1 protein-coding gene is annotated in these 394 nt (G+C 66.5%); it reads left to right on the top strand.

The features are described 5' to 3' along the window. The coding region (locus AC1DCP_RS26615; protein WP_476774902.1) for a type II secretion system F family protein at positions 1-394 on the top strand (394 nt) is incomplete at both ends.

Below are 394 nucleotides of genomic sequence, written 5' to 3'. Positions count from 1 at the left end.
GGTCTCGGCCGGCGAGCACTCCGGCCACCTCGGCGTGGTGCTGGAACGGCTGGCGACCTATATCGAGACGCGCAACCAGCTCACCTCGAAGATCCGGCTGGCCTTCACCTACCCGGCCATCGTCACGGTGGTGGCATTCGCCATCGTGATCTTCCTGCTGTCGTATGTGGTGCCGCAGGTGGTGAGCGTRTTCGCCAACACCAAGCAGAAGTTGCCGACRCTGACCATCRTCATGCTGGCGCTGTCGGATTTCGTRCGSAACTGGTGGTGGGCSGCGCTGGCCGTGATCGCGGTGGCCACGCTGGTCATCCGCAGCGTGCTGCGCCAGCCGGACGTCCGCCTGGCCTGGCACCGCTGGCTGCTGACCGCCCCGCTGTTGGGCAAGCTGATCCGG

This window comes from Agrobacterium sp. 10T429, from assembly GCF_056393925.1.
The sequence above is the reverse complement of the archived record's forward strand: the minus strand, read 5'-3'. Positions and strand labels throughout refer to the sequence as shown.